The organism is Alistipes megaguti (assembly GCF_944320325.1).
Taxonomy (GTDB): domain Bacteria; phylum Bacteroidota; class Bacteroidia; order Bacteroidales; family Rikenellaceae; genus Alistipes; species Alistipes megaguti.
The window spans coordinates 1-17,633 of sequence record NZ_CALUHA010000002.1 but is presented as its reverse complement, the minus strand read 5'-3'; the positions used below and the strand labels follow the sequence as shown (position 1 = coordinate 17,633).

Annotated in this window: 16 protein-coding genes; 9 read left to right on the top strand and 7 right to left on the bottom strand. The window is 61.0% G+C overall.

Annotated elements, in window-relative coordinates:
- Window positions 1-19: 19 nt before the first annotated feature.
- Complete coding sequence (mltG, locus tag PUQ42_RS00740) at window positions 20-1,033, bottom strand: endolytic transglycosylase MltG (protein WP_273369914.1); 1,014 nt, start codon at window positions 1,031-1,033, stop codon at window positions 20-22.
- A 587-nt stretch (window positions 1,034-1,620) separates the two neighbouring features.
- Here mltG and rfbA point away from each other — a divergent pair.
- From rfbA to PUQ42_RS00710, 5 genes are read left to right on the top strand one after another with little or no spacing between them, the layout of a single operon-like run.
- Complete coding sequence (rfbA, locus tag PUQ42_RS00730; RefSeq protein WP_087404050.1) at window positions 1,621-2,529, top strand: glucose-1-phosphate thymidylyltransferase RfbA; 909 nt, start codon at window positions 1,621-1,623, stop codon at window positions 2,527-2,529.
- Window positions 2,530-2,548: 19 nt separating this feature from the next.
- Window positions 2,549-3,118, top strand: a complete 570-nt coding sequence (gene rfbC, locus PUQ42_RS00725) for a dTDP-4-dehydrorhamnose 3,5-epimerase (protein ID WP_273369912.1) — start codon at window positions 2,549-2,551, stop codon at window positions 3,116-3,118.
- Window positions 3,119-3,121: 3 nt separating this feature from the next.
- On the top strand, window positions 3,122-4,009 hold the full coding sequence (rfbD, locus tag PUQ42_RS00720) for a dTDP-4-dehydrorhamnose reductase (protein ID WP_273369910.1): 888 nt from the start codon (window positions 3,122-3,124) through the stop codon (window positions 4,007-4,009).
- Window positions 4,006-5,142: a dTDP-glucose 4,6-dehydratase gene (locus tag PUQ42_RS00715; protein WP_273369908.1), complete on the top strand. Its 1,137-nt coding sequence runs from the start codon at window positions 4,006-4,008 to the stop codon at window positions 5,140-5,142. Before rfbD ends, PUQ42_RS00715 begins: the two co-directional genes overlap by 4 nt.
- A gap of 23 nt (window positions 5,143-5,165) precedes the next feature.
- Complete coding sequence (locus PUQ42_RS00710) at window positions 5,166-6,134, top strand: hypothetical protein (protein ID WP_273369907.1); 969 nt, start codon at window positions 5,166-5,168, stop codon at window positions 6,132-6,134.
- A 125-nt stretch (window positions 6,135-6,259) separates the two neighbouring features.
- Here PUQ42_RS00710 and PUQ42_RS00705 read toward each other — a convergent pair whose 3' ends face one another.
- The 6 genes from PUQ42_RS00705 to PUQ42_RS00680 form a co-directional block, all read right to left on the bottom strand.
- Complete coding sequence (locus tag PUQ42_RS00705) at window positions 6,260-8,485, bottom strand: glycoside hydrolase family 3 C-terminal domain-containing protein (RefSeq protein ID WP_273369905.1); 2,226 nt, start codon at window positions 8,483-8,485, stop codon at window positions 6,260-6,262.
- 321 nt (window positions 8,486-8,806) lie between these two features.
- On the bottom strand, window positions 8,807-9,196 hold the full coding sequence (gene secG, locus PUQ42_RS00700) for a preprotein translocase subunit SecG (RefSeq protein ID WP_122120621.1): 390 nt from the start codon (window positions 9,194-9,196) through the stop codon (window positions 8,807-8,809).
- 11 nt (window positions 9,197-9,207) lie between these two features.
- Window positions 9,208-9,684: a hypothetical protein gene (locus tag PUQ42_RS00695; RefSeq protein WP_087309157.1), complete on the bottom strand. Its 477-nt coding sequence runs from the start codon at window positions 9,682-9,684 to the stop codon at window positions 9,208-9,210.
- A 5-nt stretch (window positions 9,685-9,689) separates the two neighbouring features.
- Window positions 9,690-10,214: an LptE family protein gene (locus tag PUQ42_RS00690; RefSeq protein WP_087309156.1), complete on the bottom strand. Its 525-nt coding sequence runs from the start codon at window positions 10,212-10,214 to the stop codon at window positions 9,690-9,692.
- A gap of 17 nt (window positions 10,215-10,231) precedes the next feature.
- Entirely contained in the window at window positions 10,232-11,596 is a 1,365-nt protein-coding gene (locus PUQ42_RS00685) for a sigma 54-interacting transcriptional regulator (RefSeq protein ID WP_273369903.1), read from the bottom strand.
- Between the two features lie 77 nt (window positions 11,597-11,673).
- The gene (locus tag PUQ42_RS00680; RefSeq protein ID WP_273369902.1) at window positions 11,674-12,447 is read right to left on the bottom strand and encodes a hypothetical protein; all 774 of its coding nucleotides are present in this window, start codon (window positions 12,445-12,447) and stop codon (window positions 11,674-11,676) included.
- 219 nt (window positions 12,448-12,666) lie between these two features.
- Here PUQ42_RS00680 and PUQ42_RS00675 point away from each other — a divergent pair, with 219 nt between their 5' ends.
- The 4 genes from PUQ42_RS00675 to PUQ42_RS00660 all read left to right on the top strand — a co-directional run.
- A complete protein-coding gene (locus PUQ42_RS00675; protein ID WP_087309154.1) occupies window positions 12,667-14,061 on the top strand; it encodes a type III PLP-dependent enzyme domain-containing protein in 1,395 nt (464 codons plus the stop codon).
- 602 nt (window positions 14,062-14,663) lie between these two features.
- Window positions 14,664-16,127 carry an acyloxyacyl hydrolase gene (locus PUQ42_RS00670; protein ID WP_122120619.1) on the top strand — a complete coding sequence of 488 codons (1,464 nt, stop codon included), beginning with the start codon at window positions 14,664-14,666 and terminating at the stop codon, window positions 16,125-16,127.
- Between the two features lie 154 nt (window positions 16,128-16,281).
- Window positions 16,282-16,875, top strand: coding sequence for a ribosome biogenesis GTP-binding protein YihA/YsxC (yihA, locus tag PUQ42_RS00665; RefSeq protein ID WP_087404059.1), 594 nt, complete (start codon window positions 16,282-16,284; stop codon window positions 16,873-16,875).
- 84 nt (window positions 16,876-16,959) lie between these two features.
- The coding region (locus PUQ42_RS00660) for a ribose-phosphate diphosphokinase (RefSeq protein ID WP_273369897.1) at window positions 16,960-17,633 on the top strand (674 nt) is incomplete at its 3' end.

Sequence of the window (17,633 nt, the reverse complement as noted above, 5' to 3'; positions counted from 1 at the left end):
GACCGCAAATATAGTGAAATTATTTAATCTTTCGCCGATTAAGTTCGGCACTGTAGGCCCGGGCGTTGCGATTGTGCTCGGAGAGGGTGCGCGCGAAGTTGTGGTAGCCGTCAAAAGTCGGCCGGGCGCAGAAATAAAGATAATCGTGCTCCTCGAAGTGAAGCACCGCTTCGATGGCACTCTTGCCCGGCATGCAGATCGGAGAAGGCGGAAGACCCCGGTTTACATAGGTATTGTAGGGCGACGGCGTCTTCAGATGCCGGTGGAGAATGCGGCGCAGCGTGAAATCCTGCAGGGCGTATTTCACCGTGGGATCGGCCTGCAGGGGCATGCCGCAGCGCAGGCGGTTGATGTAGACCCCGGCGATGCGGGGCATCTCGTCGCTCTTCGAGGTCTCCTCGTAGACGATCGAGGCCAGGGTCATCACCCCGAGCCGGCTCAGACCGCTGCGCTGGCGCAGGGCATCACGTTCGGGCGTCCAGAAACGGTCGTACTCGCGTTTCATGCGCAGCACGAAGTCCCGCGGCGAAACCGTCCAGTAGAATTCATAGGTGTCGGGAATGAACATCGAGAAGAGCGTCACGCTGTCGAAACCCACCTCGGCGGCCATCTGCGGCGAGGTCAGCACATCCATCAGCGCCGCCGAGTCGGCATCGAGCTGCCGCGAGAGGCGCTGGGCCAGCTGGGCCGGCGTGCGCACGTTCTGGATCGTCACCCGAACGGGGGTCTGCATGCCGAGTTTGAGCATGCGGACGATCTCGATGACGCTCATGCCGGGACGCAGCACGTAGCGGCCCGGTTTGAAGCTGTCGGCCAGGCGAAGCCGCCGGGCATAGGCCCGGAAGGCGGCATGGCGACGGATCCGGGGCATCAGCGAATCGGTCAGCGTTTCGTAGGAGGCACGCGAACTCACGAAAAGTTCGGACTCCTGCCCGACGGCGCTGCCCTTGAACTGCACGATCAGCAGCACGGCGGCCGCAGCCCCCAGGACGACACACGCCAAAAAGATCCGGAGCAAAGTTTTTTTACGCATTTCGCCAATTTTTTTGCAAAGATAGGAAAATATTCCTACTTTTGCATCCCGGGTGAGTCTTACACGACCAGCTCCTGCAGAATCCCCCAGGCGAGGAATCGAGCAAGGGTATGTGGTTGTAGCGGTGCGATGCAAGTAGCTCACCCTTTTTTTGTGCCCTGCGGCGTCCGGCTTCCCGGACGCCGCTTTTTTTAAAGGCCCGGAAATCAGAGGAATGGACGGGCGGCCCGGCGTGCACACTCTTCTGCCTCTCGCCGGCGAAGCGGCGAAAGATGCCGCCGGAGGTGACGCCATACCATGCGCAGCAGGTCCGCAGGCAGGGAGTCACCGTAGACCATCCGCCGCATCCAGCTGAACCGCCGCCAGCGCCGCCATCGGAAGTAAATCCCGCGCCAGAGTCCCTCGGGAATGTCCGCCGGGAACTCCGCTCCCACATCGCGGCATCGGGAACCTCCACCCCTGACGCCGGGGATCCCCCCCCGCCGCAAAAACCGCGCCCGGCGAGAACACCCGATGTAAATGAAGCAAATATTTTTCCTTTCGACAGGAAAAAACTATCTTTGTCCATCTGAAACCGTATTTGCACCATGAAAGGTATCGTCCTGGCCGGAGGCTCCGGCACCCGCCTCTACCCGATCACAAAGGGAGTCAGCAAACAGATGCTCCCGATCTTCGACAAACCGATGATCTACTACCCCATCTCGGTGCTGATGCTGGCCGGAATCCGCGAGATCCTGATCATCTCCACACCCGTCGACCTGCCCGGATTCAAACGCCTGCTGGGTGACGGCTCCGATTTCGGCGTGCGCTTCGAATATGCCGAACAGCCCTCGCCCGACGGCCTGGCCCAGGCCTTCCTGATCGGCGAACGGTTCATCGGCCCGGAGAGCGTCTGTCTGGTGCTGGGCGACAACATCTTCCACGGATCCGGCTTCACGGGCATGCTCCGCCAGGCGGTCCGCGCCGCCGAAGAGGAGGGCCGTGCTACGATCTTCGGATACCGCGTCGAGGACCCCGAGCGCTACGGCGTGGCCGAGTTCGACGCCGCGGGCAACTGCCTCTCGATCGAGGAGAAACCCGCCCGCCCGAAGTCCAACTACGCCGTCGTCGGACTCTACTTCTACCCCAACAAGGTGGTGGAGGTAGCCAAAGGCATCAGGCCCTCGGCCCGCGGCGAGCTCGAGATCACGTCCGTGAACCAGACCTTCCTCCAGGCCGGCGAACTGCGCGTCCAGACCCTGCAGCGCGGGTTCGCCTGGCTCGACACCGGAACCCACGACTCGCTGGCCGAAGCCTCGATCTTCGTCGAGGTGATCGAAAAACGCCAGGGGCTGAAGATCGCCTGTCTGGAGTCCATCGCCTTCCGCATGGGCTGGATCTCGGCCGACAAATTGCGCGAACTGGCCCGGCCGATGTCGAAAAACCAGTACGGACAATACCTGCTGAAGGTGGCCGACGAGACGGAGGCCGGCGACCCGCAACTCCTTGCAGAATGACTTCACATTCCTGTATGCCATGGAGGTAATCAAAACCGATATCGACGGGGTGGTCATCATCGAACCCCGCCTCTTCCGCGACGAACGCGGTTATTTCTTCGAATCGTTCTCGCAGCGTGATTTTCAGGAAAAGGTCTGCAACACACGCTTCGTCCAGGACAACGAGAGCAAGTCGACTTACGGCGTGCTCCGCGGACTGCACTTCCAGAAGCCGCCCTATGCGCAGTCGAAACTCGTACGGGTCATCCGGGGTGCCGTGCTGGACGTGGCGGTCGACATTCGCCGCGGCTCGCCGACCTTCGGGCGCCACGTCGCCGTTGAACTCTCGGGCGAAAACCACCGCCAGCTCTTCATCCCGCGCGGGTTTGCCCACGGATTCAGCGTCCTGACCGACGAGGTGATCTTCCAGTACAAGTGCGACAACTTCTATGCCCCGCAGTCGGAGGGAGCCCTGGCCTGGGACGACCCCGATCTGGGGATCGACTGGCGGATCCCGGCCGAACGGATCCTCCTCTCGGAGAAGGACCGTCACCACGACCGTCTGCGCGACGCCGGGTGGCTCTTTGACTACCACGAAAAACTCTATTGAACGATGAATATACTCGTAACGGGCGCCAACGGCCAGTTGGGACGCGAAATGCAGCGTCTGGGAGCCGTTTCGCCCAACAACTACCTCTTTACGGATGTCGCCGAACTCGACATCACGGACCCGGAGGCCGTCCGCCGCTGTGTGACCGGAAACCGCATCGGGGCCATCGTCAACTGCGCCGCCTACACCAACGTCGAACGCGCCGAGGAGGACGAGGCTACGGCCGACCGACTGAACCACGCCGCCGTCGGGAATCTGGCCCGGGCGGCCGCCGAAGCCGATGCGCTGCTCGTCCACGTGTCGACGGACTACGTCTTCGACGGCTGCGCCTCGCTCCCCTACACCGAGGAGGACCCAACGGCCCCCCGCAGCGCCTACGGCCGCACGAAACTCGCCGGCGAAGAGGCCGTCCGGGCCTCGGGATGCCGCCATCTGATCCTGCGCACCGCCTGGCTCTACTCCGAATACGGAAACAACTTCCTGAAGACGATGCTCCGTCTGACGGCCGAACGCGAAACGCTCAACGTCGTCTTCGACCAGGTCGGGACGCCGACCTATGCCGGCGATCTGGCACTGGCCATCTTCTCGATCCTCGAGGGCGGCCTGGACCGCGGCCACGAGGGAACGTATCACTTCTCGGACGAGGGCGTCTGCTCGTGGTACGACTTCGCCGTGGAGATTGCCCGCGCTGCGGGCCACGACCGCTGCCGCATCTCGCCCTGCCGCACGGCCGACTACCCCACCAAGGCCGTACGCCCCGCCTTCTCGGTGCTCGACAAGGGCAAGCTCAAACGCACGTTCGGCATCGAGATCCCCCACTGGCGGGAGTCGATGTTCTACTGTCTGAAACGTCTGCAGGCCATGCAGAACCAACCCTCGGAACAATCATGAAACGAAACATCCTCGTTACGGGCGGCGCCGGATTCATCGGCTCGCACGTCGTCCGGCTGCTGGTCACGAAATACCCCGACTACCGCATCATCAACCTCGACAAGCTGACCTATGCCGGCAATCTGGCCAATCTGCGGGACATCGAACAGCGGCCGAACTACACCTTCGTCCGCGGCGACATCTGCGACTTCGAGGCTGTCAGCGAGCTGATGCGCCGCTGCGAGGTCGACGGAATCATCCATCTGGCCGCCGAAAGCCATGTCGACCGTTCGATCCGCGACCCGTTCACCTTTGCACGGACCAACGTCCTGGGGACCCTCTCGCTGCTCGAGGCGGCCCGCCGCTGGTGGGAGTCGCGTCCCGAGCGATTCGAGGGCAAACTCTTCTACCACATCTCCACGGACGAGGTCTACGGGGCGCTGGAGCTGACCCACCCCGAGGGGATTGAGCCGCCGTTCTCAACCACGGCCTCCTCCTCGGAGCACCACCTGGCCTACGGCGAGGAGTTCTTCCGCGAGACGACGAAGTACAACCCGCACAGCCCCTATTCAGCCTCCAAAGCCTCGAGCGACCACTTCGTCCGGGCCTATTACGACACCTACGGCATGCCGACCCTGGTGACCAACTGCTCGAACAACTACGGCCCCTATCAGTTTCCCGAAAAGCTGATTCCGCTCTTCATCAACAACATCCGTCACCGCCGGCCGCTGCCCGTCTACGGACGGGGCGAAAACGTCCGCGACTGGTTGTACGTCGAGGACCACGCCCGCGCCATCGACCTGATCTTCCATCGCGGACGCGTGGCCGAGACATACAACATCGGCGGTTTCAACGAGTGGAAGAACATCGACCTGATCCGGGTCGTCATCCGGACGGTCGATCGTCTGCTGGGCCGCCGCGAAGACGAGGACATGGATCTGATCACCTTCGTAACGGACCGTCCCGGCCACGACATGCGCTATGCGATCGATTCGTCGAAGCTGCAGCGCGAACTGGGCTGGGAACCCTCGCTGCAGTTCGAGGAGGGGATCGAGAAGACCGTGCGCTGGTATCTGGACAACCAGGCCTGGATGGACAACATCACCTCGGGCGAGTACGAGAAGTATTACGACGAGATGTACCGGAACCGATAAGCACCCTCAAGATGCGGAAAAAGATGAAATCGCGACCCGGACTTTTCAGCCTCATCCGGCAAAAATCTTTTCACGAAAGACACGATACGGAGGTGGTCGCCCCCCTCTATCGGCAAACCGACCGGCCGCTCGATGCGGAACAGCACCGGGCAATCATGATGATCGACGGCCGCATGCAGCACGGCGGACTGGCCGACCGTATCCGTGGCTGTCTGGGTATCTACGCCCTGTGCAAGCGACGGCAGATTCCGTTTCGCATCAACTGGTGCTATCCGTTCGACCTGCGGCTGTTTCTGGAGCCCGCCCGCTACGACTGGCGGATCGACCCCCGGCAGATCATCTACGAAACGCCCTACGCACAGCCGCTGGCAATCTATACGTTCGGAATTCCCGGCGAGACCCTCTGGGATGCCCTCTGGCTGGACCGGCAGCTGCGATTCGACACGCACACCCACTACCACATCTATTCGAACACGAGACTCCACAACGCATTGTGGAGCCAGGCCTACGAAGAGCTCTTCAAACCCTCGCCGCTGCTGCAGCAGGCCATTGACGAGAATCGCCGACAGCTGAACGGCCCCTACGTCTCCTTCACGCTCCGGTTCCAACAGCTGCTGGGCGACTTCAAGGAGGGGCCCTTCCCGGTGTTGGAAGAACCCGAACGGGAGAGACTCATCGAAAAGTGTCTGGACAAACTCGCGGAGCTGATCGGCCGCGTGCCCCAATCCCACCGCATTCTGGTGACCTCCGACAGCATCACGTTCCTCAACCGCGTCCGGCAGCTGCCCCGGACCTACGTCATCCCCGGGGAGGTGGCCCACATGAATTATCCGGGCGAGAGTCAGGTCTTCCTGAAATCGTTCCTCGATTTCTACCTGATCATGGGGGCCGAAGAGGTTCATCTGCTGCAGACCGGACAGATGTACCGAAGCGGATTCCCGCAGTTCGCCGCCGAAATCGGCCGCAAGCCCTTCATCGTGCACACCTTCTGAGCCCATTCGGGCAGGCGGGAGGGAGGACTTCCCTCCCGTTCGGTGCTCCGCAACAAAGACGCGGGCCCCGCAAATCCGATCGGATTGCGGGGCCCGCTGTTTCTGCGGCCAAAAGCCGCGAAGGGTTACTCGAGCGTAAACTCCACCTGGCCGCGGATATCATCCGAGGCGGCCCCCACATAGGCCGTGAAGCGTCCCGGTTCAGCCACCCACTGTCCCTTCGTGTCGTCGTAGTAACGCAGCGCCTCGGGGGCAATTTCAAACGTGACGGTCCGTGTCTCGCCCGGGGCCAGCTGCACCTTCTCAAAGCCCTTCAGCTCCTTCACGGGGCGCGGCAGCGACGACTCCTCGTCTCCGATATAGAGCTGGACCACCTCGGCGCCCGCCCGATCGCCCGTATTGGTCACATCGGCCGTCACGTGCAACACGCCCTTCGACGTCAGCGTCGTACGGTCGGCCTTCACGTTGCCGATCTCGAAGGTCGTATAGCTCAGGCCGTGGCCGAAGGCAAACAGCGGACGGATCGCCTTCGTATCGTGCCAGCGGTAACCGACCAGAATGCTCTCGTTGTAGCGGACCGAATCGCCGCCCGGGAATTCGCCCATGGCATGCGCCGCATTGTCCTCCAGCCGGACGGGGAAGGTGAAGGGAAGCTTGCCCGACGGATTCACCCGTCCGAAGAGCACGTCGGCCAGCGCATGTCCCGTTTCCGAACCCGAGAACCAGGCCTCCAGAACCGCCGGAACCCGATCCAGCCACGGCATGGCCACGGCATTGCCCGAAACCAGCACGACGGTCAGATGGGGATTGGCCGCCGCAAGGGCCTCAATCACCCGATCCTGCGCGTAGGGCAGCCCGTACTGCCGACGGTCGGTGCTCTCGCAGTCCTGATAGTCGCTCTTGTTCAGTCCGCCCACGAAGATCACCGCATCGGCCCGCTTTGCCGCCTCAACGGCATCGGCAATCAACTGCTCCTCGCTGCGCGTTTCGGAGAGGTCCTGTCCTGTCTCGACGCCGTTGTAGGAACCCGTCGGATCACCCACGTATCCGCGTTCGAAGGTCACCTCACAGCGATCGCCCACCGCCTCGAGGATCCCCTCCATCGGCGTATATTCGTGGCGCACCTTCAGCGACGAGGAGCCCCCGCCGACGGTCATCATCTTCACGGCGTTCTCCCCGACGACCAGCAGCCTCTTCACCGCCACGGAATCCAGCGGAAGCTCCCCGCCGTCGTTCTTCAGCAGCACCATGCCCTCGCCGGCAATCCGCCGGGCCGCGGCCAGATGCTCCGGAGAGTTCAACGCCCCGAAGGGCTTGTGCGTATTCATCGCCGTGCGGAAGTTCAGCCGCAGCACCCGGCGCACCTTGTCATCCAGCATCGCCAGATCGGCCTCGCCCCGGCGCAGCATCTCCAGGTAAGGGAATGCCAAATGGTAGTTGTCGTAGGCGTTGCGCGTTCCGGCCCGCAGTCCGTCGGTTCCGGTGCCGAACTCGAGGTCCAGTCCGTTCTCGGCCGACTGTTTCGTGTCGTGGACTCCGCCCCAGTCGGAGATCACCGCTCCGTCGAAGCCCCACTCACCTTTCAGAATGTCGTTGAGCAGGTACCGGTTGTGGCAGCAGTGCTCCCCCCGGTATTTGTTATAGGCACCCATCACCGACCAGGCTCCGCCCTGCCTGACGGCCGCCTCAAAGGCCGGAAGGTAGATCTCGCGAAGCGCCCGGTCGTCCACAACCACATTCACCGAGAAGCGGCGCGTCTCCTGATTGTTGAGCGCAAAGTGTTTCACGCAGGCCGCCACGCCGTTCTTCTGCACCTCGCGGACATAGGGAACCACCATCCGCGAGGCCAGGTAGGGATCTTCGCCCATATACTCGAAATTACGACCATTCAAGGGGGTGCGGTAGATGTTCACGCCGGGACCCAGCAGCACATCCTTTTCGCGGTAGCGGGCCTCCTCTCCGATCGAACGGCCGTAGAGGGCCGCCATGCGGGGATTCCACGTCGCGGCCAGGCACGTCAGGGCCGGAAATGCCGTACAGGAGTCATTCGTCCAGCGGGCCTGGTCCCATTCGTCCCACAGCACCTCGGGGCGGATTCCGTGGGGGCCGTCCGTACACCAGAGTTCAGGAATGCCGAGTCGCGGCACTCCCGCCGACGAGAATTTCGACTGTGCGTGCAGCACGGCCACCTTCTCTTCGAGAGTCATGCGGGAAAGAGCGTCTTCGATCCGCTCTTCCAGCGGGAGGTTCTCATTCAGGTAGGGGGCTACCGTCGTCGAAGAGCCCCCGTTTCCGGCGCAACCCGCAAAAAACAGCAGCACCGGGGCCAGTTTCAAGAAGTTCAAGTTCATCAGGATTATGTTTTGAGCAGTAATTGAGTACAAAGATAATAAATGGCGCGGCAATGCCTACACGAAAAATCGGTATTTATCGGACAATTCGAACAAAAAAAGATCGCGGTTTTCACCACGATCTTTTCAGATTTTCCTTTCGGGATTTCAGCCCCCGGTTTTTCAGGGATTTCAGGTCCGGTTTTTCGGGATTTCAGCCCCAGTTTTTCAGGGTTTCAGTCCCCTCCCCCCCGGTTTTTCAGGGTTTCAGGTCCCGTTCGTACACAATTCTTAATCGGAGGTTCTCGAGCCGGCGTTCATTTCCCCCCCCGTCGGCCCGGACTACTTGGAAGGCTGGGCGGCAGGCGTCTCGGCAGGCGCCTCCGTCGTCGACTCGGCGGCCGGGATCTCGGCCTGCGGCATTGCGGCCGGAGCCTCCGTCTCAAGTACCCGCTCCTGAAGAGCCTTGGCATCCTTGGCAATCTCCGAGTTGCTCTCGGCAACCTTCGTGCTGTCCATGGCCAGCGTGGCTACCAGACTCAGCACCACAATGGCAATGGCCATCGCCCAGGTGAACTTCTCCAGGAAGTGCGTCGTCTCACGGACACCCATCACCTGGTTCGAGGCTCCGAAGTTGGCGGCCATACCGCTCTTGGGGTTCTGCACCAATACCGCGAGAATAACCAGAACACTCGCAATGAGGATCAGCGCAATGCAAATCGTGTATAACATATCATCAAATTTTAATTATTGTTCTGCGTTTTGCGAATTAACTCGGCAAAGTAAACACTTTTTTCGGGATTTAGCAAACTTAATTTGCGATAAATCGCTGCGGCCCGCTCCCGAAGCCCCTGCGAAAGATAAATTTCGGCAAGTTCCTCGCTGACAACCTCGTCGTCATCGTCCAGATCGGGCTGCAGACGCACCTCCACCTCGGGTTCGTCGTCTCGCGCCACGATACGCAGATCCCGCTCCTGAAGGAACGTGTCTATGATCTCCTCCGAGGTGCGTCGGAGCAGCGCCCCGGCATCCACCCGCTCGCCGCACAGCGAGCTCTCCGCACGCCACGGCGCCATCAGCTCCACCCGCGGGTCCATCCCGCCCCGCTCCGCAGCGCGCAGCACCCGCAACGGCATGAACCACGGCACGGCCGCCACGGCGGCATCCAGTCCGCCCTGCGCCGCGGCCGCTTCGATGAGATATTGCTTCAGATCCGCCATCCCGGTTACCAGTTGGAGGCCGAAGCCTGGAAGATGTCGGTTACGATCTTGTCGACAATCTCGGGAATGAGCGTTCCCTCGACCTCGGTCAGCAGCTGCGTCGATTCGTAATCCTCGTAGGCCGAGAAGGTGCGGTTCCACGACGCCTTCTCGTCAAGGGCATTCGTGAAGCGCACCTTGACGGTGATCGTCAGGCGGTTCAACAGCGCGTAGTCGTCGCTCGAGACCGACGAGGTGGTCGAGGTATAGTTCGTGATCTCACCCTCGAAGGCAAAGTCACCCCCCTCGTCGACCTGCATGAGCCGCGTCCGCCGCGAGAACATGTCGACCAGCGCGTCGGTGAGCGTCGAGCTCAGGATCGGCGAGACCATCGTGGCGTTGTTCGGGAAGTAGGCCACCGAGAAGGTCTTCGCATCGGGCGGAATCGAGGCGCCCGACAACGAATATTTGATCGACACGCCGCACGCCGTCAGCAGGCACACGCCCGCGGTCGCCAGGAAGAGTTTCAGATTTCTGTGTTTCAGTTTCATTTCGCGGTATTTGGCGGTCAGACATCCTCGATGCCCAACTCCTTGATTTTACGATACAGCGTCCGTTCGGACATGAACAACTCCGCAGCGGCTTCGCGACGGCGTCCGTTGTTGTGCTTCAGGGCGCGGATGATCTGCTCGCGCTGCATGTCGGCCTTGGTCTTCTCGCGGGGCGGTTCGTCGGTCACCTCCTCGCTCTCGGCATAGATCGGCGTCGAAGGTTGCACGTCGGCCGCCCCCACCGACGGGCCGCAGGGCTGGCCTGCCGCGGGCCCGTAAGGCTGTCCTGCCGCAGGTCCGTAAGGCTGTCCTGCCGTGGGTCCATAGCCCGGCGCCGCCTGATGGCCGTAGGCTCCCGGGGTCTGCACCGCCGGAACATAACGCCCCTGGGTCGTGGTCGGAAGCAGCGCCCGGATATCGCGGACCGGTTCCGAAGCCGCCACTCCGCCGTTGCGGAGCAGTTCGGCCATCATGCGCTTCAGGTCGTTGATGTCGGCCCGCAGATCAAAGAGCACCTTGTAGAGCAGTTCGCGTTCGGTGGACATCGTCTGATCGTCCATGCGCGGGGCGCCGGCCGCCGCCATGGTCGAGGTCCCCTCCTGCGGCGGCAGGTATTTGACCAGCACCTCGGGGGTGATGACCCGCACCTGTTCGATGGCCGAAATCTGCTCGGCGACGTTCTTCAGCTGGCGGATATTGCCCCGCCAGTAGTAGCTCTTCAGCATATCGCGTGCCGCATCGTTGAGCGTCACGGCCGGCATGCGGTACTGCACGGCCACGTCGGCCGCAAACTTGCGGAACAGCAGCGGAATGTCGTCCGGACGTTCGCGCAGCGCCGGAACCGTGATGGGAACCGTCGCCAGGCGGTAGTAGAGGTCCTCGCGGAAACGTCCCGCGGAGATGGCCTCCGGAAGGTTGACATTCGTGGCCGCCACCACCCGCACGTTGGTCTTCTGAACCTTCGACGACCCCACGCGGATGAATTCGCCCGTCTGCAGCACGCGCAGCAGACGCGCCTGGGTCGAGTGCGGAAGTTCGGCCACCTCGTCCAGGAAAATCGTCCCGCCGTCGGCCTCCTCGAAGTACCCCTTGCGCGCCTCGACGGCCCCGGTGAAGGCCCCCTTTTCATGCCCGAAGAGCTCGGAGTCGATCGTCCCTTCGGGGATGGCCGCGCAGTTGACGGCGATATATTTATTGTGTTTGCGCGCAGAGTAGGCGTGGATCACCTGCGGAAAGAACTCCTTGCCCACGCCGCTCTCTCCGGTGACCAGAACCGTCAGATCGGTCGGCGCAACACGCAGCGCCACCTCCAGCGCCCTGTCCAGCAGGGGCGAGGTGCCAATGATGCCGAAGCGTTGTTTTACGGTGGTTATTTCTGTCATTTTTCAGTCTGTTCGGGCTATTCAATCTGTCAAAAACATCCGAATCAAGTCGGATTTTCCACCCCCCCGCACGGAGTTTATTCAGCCCCGGCAGCGGTCTGCGGCGCCTCGTCGGTCGAGACGACCGGCAGTTCGATCACTTCGGTCTCCGCCTGCTTCTCGCGCGCATCGTTCCAAAGCCCGAAGGCAATGGCCCCCAACGCCAATACCGCCACAACGACCCCGATCCAGATGAACCAGTCGGCCCGCCGACGCGGCGGCCGGTCGACATAGGTGTAGGCATCGGTATTCTTCGGCGGCTTGCCGTAGCGCAGCCCCCGCACCGACGGATCGGGATTCATCTTCGCCGAACGCGACACATGCGGTTCGGTAAAGGCCGTGCGCACCGCCTCGGCCACCCGTTCGGGATGGACATGCGCAGCATGAGGCGTCTTGCGTCCGTCAGCCGGGGTTTCACGTCCCGAAGCCTCGGACGCCGATCCGGCAGGCTCCGCTCCGGCCGCAGCCGGTGTCAAACCTGCCGCCGGTGATTCGGCAGGGCGCGGCTCGTAATGGAAGGCGATCGTTCCGTTGGGACCGGGCTTCAGGGTTCCGAACCCCTCGAGCCGGTACTCCTCGCCATGCTCCACGGCGTGGCGAACCTCGAAAACCAGCCGGTCGATCTCCCCGGCAGCCTCCAGATCACCCATCCCCTGCTCGCGCAGCAGGCCCCGCAGCACACCGTCGTCCCGCTTGAGCAACTCCGAAAACAGGATGCTTTGCCCCGGCTCCTTGACGATGAACGCCCCGAGCTGAGGTATGACGAGCCGCTTGTGCGACTCCAGATATTGTGTGAGAACAGCTATCAACACGATCGAATGCAGCTTTGAATCCGGCTCCAAAAATACCCTTTTTCAGAGAAAAAAGCAAAATATGACCCGGTTTTTCAAAATATTCGGACAAAGTGTTGGTTAAAAGAAAAATATTCACCTACTTTGCATCCCGAAATTTTGGAAAATCCAATCGAGCTACTTCCGCCATATTTTCGCCATGTAGCCGAGCCGGATTGTCAAAAAGCCCCTGAACCGACCATGAAAGACAAGTACATCGACCTGATCGAACAGTCGTTCGATTTCCCGCAGGATGAGTTCTCCGTCGAGGACAACGAGCTCAATTTCCACGACATCCCCCTCATGGAGATCATCAAACAGTACGGAACCCCGCTCAAGATCACCTACCTGCCGAAGATCTCCCAGCAGATCAACCGCGCCAAACGCATGTTCAACGTGGCCATGGCAAAGGTCGACTACAAGGGCTCCTACAACTACTGCTACTGCACCAAGTCGAGCCACTTCTCCTTCGTGCTCGAAGAGGCCATGAAGAACGACATCCACCTGGAAACCTCCTCGGCATACGACATCCACATCATCAACGCCCTCTACGACAGCGGAATCATCGACAAGGACCGCTACATCATCTGCAACGGCTTCAAACGCCCGCAGTATGTCGAAAACATTGCCCAGCTGGTCAACGACGGATTCACGAACACCATCCCCGTGCTGGACAACAAGGAGGAGCTCGACCTCTTCGAGGATGCCTTCACCAAAAAATGCAAGGTCGGCATCCGCATCGCCTGCGAGGAGGAGCCCAAGTTCGACTTCTACACCTCGCGACTCGGTATCCGATACAACGACATCGTCGCGTTCTACAAGTCGAAACTCAAGAACAGCAAGAAATTCCAGCTCAAGATGCTCCACTTCTTCATCAATACGGGCATCAAGGACACGGCCTACTACTGGAACGAGCTGTCGAAGTGCATGAACGTCTACTGCGAACTGAAGACCATCTGCCCCGAACTGGACAGTCTGAACATCGGCGGAGGTTTCCCGATCAAGAACTCGCTCAACTTCGAATACGACTACGAATACCTCACCGAGGAGATCGTCGCCCAGATCAAGAACATCTGTCAGCGAAACGGAATCGAGGAGCCGAACATCTTTACCGAATTCGGATCCTTCACCGTCGGCGAAAGCGGCGCCGCCCTCTACTCGATCGTCAACCAGAAGCAGCAGAACGACCGTGAAAACTGGTACATGATCGACTCGTCGTTCATCACCACGCTGCCCGACACCTGGGGTATCAACCAGCGCTATATCATGCTGGCCATCAACAACTGGGACAAGGAGTACCAGCGCGTGCTGCTCGGCGGTCTGACCTGCGACAGCGAGGACTTCTACAACTCCGAGTGCCACTCGAACGCCATCTTCCTCCCGAAACTCGAACCCGGCAACACCCAATACATCGGCTTCTTCCATACGGGAGCCTACCAGGAGTCGCTCGGCGGTTTCGGCGGCATCCAGCACTGCCTGATCCCCGCCCCGAAGCACATCGTCATCGACCGCGACAAGTCCAACAACGAGTACTACACGCGTCTGTTCGCCAAGGAGCAGTCCTACCGTTCGATGCTCCGCATCCTGGGCTACTGACCCGGGGCCCGCAAGAGGTGGGCCTGAGGGGGGGGGACTGCAGAGACCAGGCAAGAGAGAGCCGGAGAGGCCACGGAAGAGAGAGCCGGGAGAGGCCACGGAAGAGAGAGCCGGGAGAGGCCACGGGAGAGAGCCGGGAGAGGCCACGGGAGAGAGCCGGGAGAGACCACGGGAGAGAGAGCCGGAGAGACCACGGGAGAGAGCCGGGAGAGACCACGGGAGAGAGCCGGGAGAGACCACGGGAGAGAGCTGGAGAGGCCACGGGAGAGAGCCGGGAGAGAATCCTGGAGATCGAGAGAGACCGCAACCGAAGGAGATCAAAAAAGACTAAAGGAGCCTCCAAGCCTTCCGAAAGCAACAAACCGGCCGCTCCAACCCTTGGGAAAAATCCCGGACGCGGAACGGGGAAAAGACCAAGTGCCTCCCCGGAAGACAAACCGGCCGCCCCGGCCTTCGGGAAAAGCCCCGGACACACAAAACGCAAAAAACCAAGGCCCTGCTTTCAATCGGAAACAGGGCCTTTTTCATTTTTACATTCCCCGCAGAGCCGGAATGGAGAAAAAATTCGTATCTTCGACGACAAAAAACGCATCCGACCTGCCATGAACCGATCCCTCCGACGCCGAATCCTGTTGCTCCTGACCGGAGTGATCGCATGCGGTGCGGGCTTCGCCCGGGGACAAAATCCCGGCACGGAGTGCGATTCACTCAAGGGATGCCAAAACGCCTACGAAGCAGGATATCAAGCCGGTTATGAAGCCGGATACCGGGCCGGCCGGGCCGAAGGCGGCAGCACCGCTCCGAACGGACAAACCGGACTCCAGACCGGCAACCAAACCGGCAAAAACAGCCCGCTGCGCTTCGGGAACACCTCGACAAACCGTTTCGGTGCGGAGCGTCGGAACCTCGGTCAAAAGACTTTTGCCGATGACAACACCTCCGGACGCCGTTTCATGCACCGTCTCGGAGCCGAATTCCGCCCCGAGTACATCTCCCCGACCAACCCCTTCCTGCGGGGTGAAAACAACGCCGGACTCCCCATTGACCTCGCCCTCTCGGGACACCTCCGCTATGCGTTCCAGTTCCGCCCCGGGTCGACCCCCGACCGCATCTACGGCGGTGCCTATCAGGGTCTCGGCGTGGCCTACTACGACTTCCAGCGCCCCGATGAACTGGGCAATCCCGTGGCCCTGTACCTCTTCCAGGGGGCCCGCATCGCACGGCTGGCTCCGCGGCTGACCTTCGACTACGAGTGGAACTTCGGTCTCTCGTTCGGCTGGCAACCCTACGATCTCAACACAAACCCCAACAACAAGATGATGGGGTCGAAGATCAACGCCTACCTCAACGTCGATCTGCTGCTCCGCTGGCGCGTCCTGCGCGAAGTAGACCTCACGGCCGGCGTGGCCCTCACCCACTTCTCCAACGGAAACACCAAATACCCGAACGCCGGGCTGAATTCGCTCGGCGGACGCATCGGACTGACCTGTAATTTCGGACGCCTCTCGCCAGAAACCACTCCCCGGACACTCGGTCCCGCCTTCCCGCGCCACGTGAGCTATGATCTGGTCCTCTTCGGGTCGTGGCGCCGCAAGGGAATCGAGGTCGGCGACAAGCAATATGCCGCCCCGGATGCCTACACAGTCGTGGGATTCAACTTTGCGCCGATGTACAACTTCGGCTACAAGTTCCGCGCCGGCGTCTCGCTGGACGGCGTCTACGACGGCAGCGCCAACGTCATCGCGGCCTCCTCGATCGAACAGCTCGGTTCGACGGCCGAGATCGAAACCGTCAATCCGGGATTCGACCACCAGATCGCCCTCGGGATTTCGGCCCGCGGCGAGTTTGTCATGCCCTATTTCAACATCGGCATCGGATTGGGTGTCAACGTCCTGCACAAGGGCGGCGACCTCAGGTCGTTCTACCAGATGCTGACCCTCAAGGTTGCCGTCACCCACAGTTCGTTCGTCCACATCGGCTACAGCCTGCGCGACTTCCACATGCCCAACTTCCTGATGCTGGGCGTCGGATACCGCTTCAACAACAAATATCCGCGCCACCGCTGATGCCGGCGGGGCGAGAGACGGAGAACGGCAGCCGAGAGACGGAGAACGGCGGTCTAAACCGATGCCCCGGCAAATGCCTGCTCACGAAGGGTTCGCGACCCGAAATTTGGTGATCCCCGTGACAAACACTATCTTTGCCGAAAAAACCGGACCGATGCAAATCTCGAAAGCCGAATTCAAATGCTCCTCCGAGCGGATCTCCCAGGTCCCCAAGGACAATCTGCCGGACATCGCCTTCATCGGACGCAGCAACGTCGGCAAATCGTCGCTGATCAACCTGCTGACCGGCCGTCAGGGGCTGGCCAAAGTCTCCGGAACACCCGGCAAAACGCGTCTGATCAACCACTTCCGGATCAACGACTCGTGGTATCTGGTCGATCTTCCGGGATACGGTTACGCCCGCACGTCGAAGCTCCAGCGCGGCGAATTCTCGCGCATCATCACCGATTACGTCCTGCGCTGCGAAAAACTGCACTACCTCTTCGTGCTGGTCGACATACGGCTCGAACCCCAGCGCATCGACCTGCGCTTCATCGAGATGCTCGGCCAGAACGGCGTCCCCTTCGGCATCATCTTCACCAAGGCAGACAAACTCTCCAAAACCCAGCGCGAAAAGAGCATCGAACGTTTCCGAAAGGCCCTCGCCGAACAGTGGGAAGAGTTGCCTCCGATGCTGGTCAGCTCCTCCGAACAGGGGCTCGGACGCGACGAAATTCTCGATTTCATCGACTCCTGTCTGAAAGTTTAACATTTGTTGAAAAATAGCGCCCCCCCGCGGCGCATTTTTTCATCCTATTATCCTATCTTTGCATCGTCAAAATCCTCGTAACCTATGGCTATCCACAAAATCAAAATCTTTTCCGGCCGCGGTTCGGAGTATCTCGCCAAGAAAATAGCCGCCAGCTTCGGCACGACTCTCGGTCAGGTCGAAGTCCTGCGCTTCAGCGACGGCGAATTCCAGCCCTGCTACAACGAATCGATCCGTGGCTGCACGGTATTCATCATCCAGTCGACCTTCCCGCCCTCGGACAACCTCATGGAACTGCTCATGATGATCGATGCCGCACGCCGCGCCTCGGCCTACAAGGTCGTTGCCGTGATGCCCTACTTCGGCTGGGCCCGTCAGGACCGCAAGGACCGTCCCCGCGTGCCGATCGGAGCCAAACTGGTAGCCAACCTCCTGATGGCCGCCGGTGTCGACCGCGTCATGACGATGGATCTCCACGCCGATCAGATCCAGGGATTCTTCGACGTCCCCGTGGATGCCCTCTACGCCAGCGGTATCTTCGTCCCCTACATCAAGAGCCTCAACATCGAGGACCTCTCGATCGCCGCACCCGACATGGGCGGCGCCAAACGGGCCAACACCTATGCCAAACACCTCGGTACGCCGATCATCATCTCCCACAAGGAGCGCGCAAAGGCCAATGTCGTGGGCAAGATGACCGCCATCGGTGAGGTCGAGGGCCGCAACATCCTGATCGTCGACGACATGATCGACACCGC